This window comes from Gemmatimonadaceae bacterium (genome assembly GCA_035533015.1).
GTDB lineage: Bacteria > Gemmatimonadota > Gemmatimonadetes > Gemmatimonadales > Gemmatimonadaceae > JAGWRI01.
In genome coordinates this window covers 1-3,344 of the sequence record DATLUQ010000007.1, presented here as the reverse complement: position 1 = coordinate 3,344, position 3,344 = coordinate 1, and the positions used below count along the sequence as shown (strand labels likewise).

The 3,344-nt window shown below is 67.3% G+C and carries 3 protein-coding genes; all 3 read right to left on the bottom strand.

Annotation, left to right across the window (positions count from 1 at the left end; genetic code table 11):
* Positions 1-120: 120 nt before the first annotated feature.
* Positions 121-831, bottom strand: a complete 711-nt coding sequence (locus VNF92_01135; protein HVA56466.1) for an HAD family hydrolase — start codon at positions 829-831, stop codon at positions 121-123.
* Positions 828-2,492: a phosphoglucomutase (alpha-D-glucose-1,6-bisphosphate-dependent) gene (pgm, locus tag VNF92_01130; protein HVA56465.1), complete on the bottom strand. Its 1,665-nt coding sequence runs from the start codon at positions 2,490-2,492 to the stop codon at positions 828-830. The genes VNF92_01135 and pgm overlap by 4 nt, the downstream gene beginning before the upstream one ends.
* A partial coding sequence (locus VNF92_01125; protein ID HVA56464.1) for a glycosyl hydrolase family 65 protein occupies positions 2,489-3,344 on the bottom strand: 856 nt, incomplete at its 5' end. The genes VNF92_01125 and pgm, both read right to left, overlap by 4 nt.

The following is a 3,344-nucleotide window of genomic DNA, read 5'->3' as shown; positions in this document are numbered from 1 at the left end:
CGATGTGGTCCACCTTGCCGCTGAGTTGCCGCCGCATCGGTTCTCCGACGGCGTACACGGCGAACCGGATGCTCGACGAGCCACCGTTGATGGTGAGGATCGACCGCGACTTCATGGTCGTCATCGCCGCCCGTCCTGCTCCGGAGGCACGGTGGCACGCCTGCCGAGTTGGGCCGCCCAGTCGTGGTTCGCCAGATCGCCGATCCGCTCGACCGTGAGATCGGCCGCGGCAAACCCGGCCGTGTGGCGGGGATCGAGCGCGTAGTGCCCCTGGCGAGGGAACACCGTCGTCACCCGGTCGGACCAGAACGCTTTGATCGCCGCCAGAATGCGAAGTTTATCGTCGATCATGACATAGCGCCGCGCCGGGTAGCGCGCGGCCACGGCCGCGAGCGTCCGTTCCTTGTGAATGGCGATCAGCACCCTGCCGTCCACGGCTTCCCAGAGACCGGAGTGCTGGACTTTGCGCGGCTGATACACCACGTCGCCGTCCGACAAGATGACCGTCGGCCCCAACGTGCTCAGTTGGCGGATGACGTCGAGCGCGCCGGGATACAGCTGCCTGGCAAAGGGGTAGTCCAGGAGAAACGACGCCGTCATGAACAATCGCGCATCACTCACGTCTTGCTGCCGGGAGCGCTGCAGGGCGCCCAGGTAGTCGGCGTATCCGACTTCGCTACGCAGTTGCTCGAGCACCTCCAGGTACCTGGCCCGGCAGGCGATCCCGTACGTCTGTACCAAGTGATCGCCCAGATCCGTCTCCAGCCGATCGTTGTCGAACAGCGTGTTGTCGCAATCAAGCAGGAACACAACGTCATGAAGCGCGGTCATGGCGCCGTTCCCGGCGGTCCCGCCGCCAGCGCCGTATCGACGATCGCCTGCGCCTCCCCCACGATCCGGGCCAATTGCTCGCGGCCGCGGAAACTCTCGGCGTAGATCTTGTAGAGCGCCTCGGTACCCGATGGCCGGGCCGCGAACCAGCCGGTCGCGGCCGACACCTTCACGCCGCCGAGCGGCGCCTGGTTCCCCGGCGCCTGGTTGATGACGCTCGTGATCGGCTCTCCGGCGAGGTCCTGGCAATGCAGTTGCGCCGGGGAGAGGGCCGCGAGGCGCTGCTTCTGCTCGGCGGTCGCGGGCGCCTCGACTCGGTCGTACACCGGGTCGCCGAACTCGCGTGTCAGATCGCCGTAGAGTTCACCGGGGTCGCGACCGGCACGCGCCGTGATCTCGGCTGCCAGCAGCCCCGGAACCATGCCGTCCTTGTCCGTGGTCCACACGGTACCGTCGCGCCGCAGGAACGTCGCTCCGGCGCTCTCCTCCCCGCAGAACCCGATGGATCCGTCGCTGAGTCCATCGACAAACCACTTGAACCCCACGGGCACCTCGTGCAGCCGCCGGCCGAGCTTTGCCGTCACCTTATCGATCATCGCGCTGCTCACGGCGGTCTTTCCCACGCCGGCGTTCGCGCTCCAGCCGGGCCGATGCCCGAAGAGATAATGGATGGCCACCGCTAGATAGTGGTTGGGCGGCAACAGCCCGGCGCTCCGCGTGACGATCCCGTGACGGTCGTGATCCGTATCGCACGCGAACGCGACATCGAACGTGTCCTTGAGTCCGATCAGGCGTTGCATCGCGTACGGCGACGACGGGTCCATCCGGATGCGGCCGTCCCAGTCCACGGTCATGAACCGGAACGTCTGGTCCACCACATCGCTGACGACGGTCAGGTCGAGATGATAGTGGTGGGCGATTGGGGCCCAGTAATGGACGCCCGCTCCGCCAAGCGGGTCCACGCCCACGTGCAGGCTCGCGCCGCGGATCGCGTCCATGTCGACCACGTTCCCCAGATCGCGCACGTACGTGTTGAGATAGTCGTGGCGGTGTGTCGTGTCAGCACGCACCGCCCTTTCATATGGTATACGCTTCACCCCCCGAAGCTTCCGCTCCAGGAACTGGTTGGCGTGAACCTCGATCCAGCTCGTGACGGCGGTATCGGCTGGCCCGCCGTTGGGCGGGTTGTATTTGAACCCGCCGTTGTCGGGCGGATTGTGCGACGGCGTGATCACGATACCGTCGGCCATCCCCGCCGTCCGCCCCCGGTTGTAGCGGAGAATGGCGTGCGACACCGCGGGCGTCGGCGTGTATTCGTCGTGCTCGGCGAGCATCACGTCCACGCCGTGTGCCGCCAGCACCTCGAGGGCGGACGCGCAGGCAGGCACCGACAGCGCGTGCGTATCGATGCCAAGATAGAGCGGGCCGTCGATCGCTTTCCACCGGCGGTAGCGACAGATGGCCTCGCTGATCGCCAGCACGTGCCATTCGTTGAAGGTCCGATCGAACGCCGTGCCGCGGTGCCCCGACGTGCCAAACGCCACGCGCTCCGCCGGCACCGTGGCATCGGGGACCTCCGTGTAGTACGCGGTGATCAGTCGAGACACGTCGAGCAGCATCGACGCCGGAGGCGCATGGCCCGCGAGCGGATTGATCTTCACGGCTGCCGCCGTTCTCCGAGACTCATGACGTGCTCCCCCATGGATGGCCCAGCCTCTGGCCTTCCCTGGTTTCCCAACACCACGCGCACGCGATGGACGGCCTGATCGTCGGCGAGCGGAATGCCCGTGGGATCATCCAGCGTGATGCCGTCGACGGTGAGCCGCTTCACCCCGCGGCACATGCCATCGGGATTCTCGACGACGATGTCGTACCGCGCCGAGCGGTACCGGAACGCGACCGTGAACCCCGGCCATCCCGCGGGAATGCACGGATCGATCTCCAGCCGCGTTCCGCGCAGTCGCATTCCCAGCAGCCACTCCATTCCGGCGCGATACAACCATCCCGCCGACCCGGTATACCAGGTCCAGCCGCCGCGGCCCACGTGCGGCGGCTCCGAGTAGACGTCGCCCACCGCGACGTACGGTTCGACGCGGTACTGTTGGACGCCTTGTGCCGTCCTGGTGTGCGTGATCGGGTTGAGCATGGCGAGCAGCTCGGCGGCCCGGTCGCCGTCGCCGAGCGCCGCGAACGCGATCGCGACCCACGCGGCCGCATGCGTATACTGCCCTCCATTCTCGCGCACGCCGGGCACGTATCCCTTGATGTACCCGGGTTCGAGCGCCGTATGGTCGAACGGCGGCGTCAGGAGGAGGGCCATGGGATCGTTGGGCCGCAACAGATGGCGGCTCACCGACTCCATGGCGCGCCGTGCGCGATCGGGGCGGGCGGCGCCCGACATCACGCTCCACGACTGCGCGATCGAGTCGATGGCGCACGCATCGGCGCCGGTCGTCCCCAGAGGCGTGCCATCGTCGAAGTACGCGCGGCGGTACCAGCTTCCGTCCCATCCG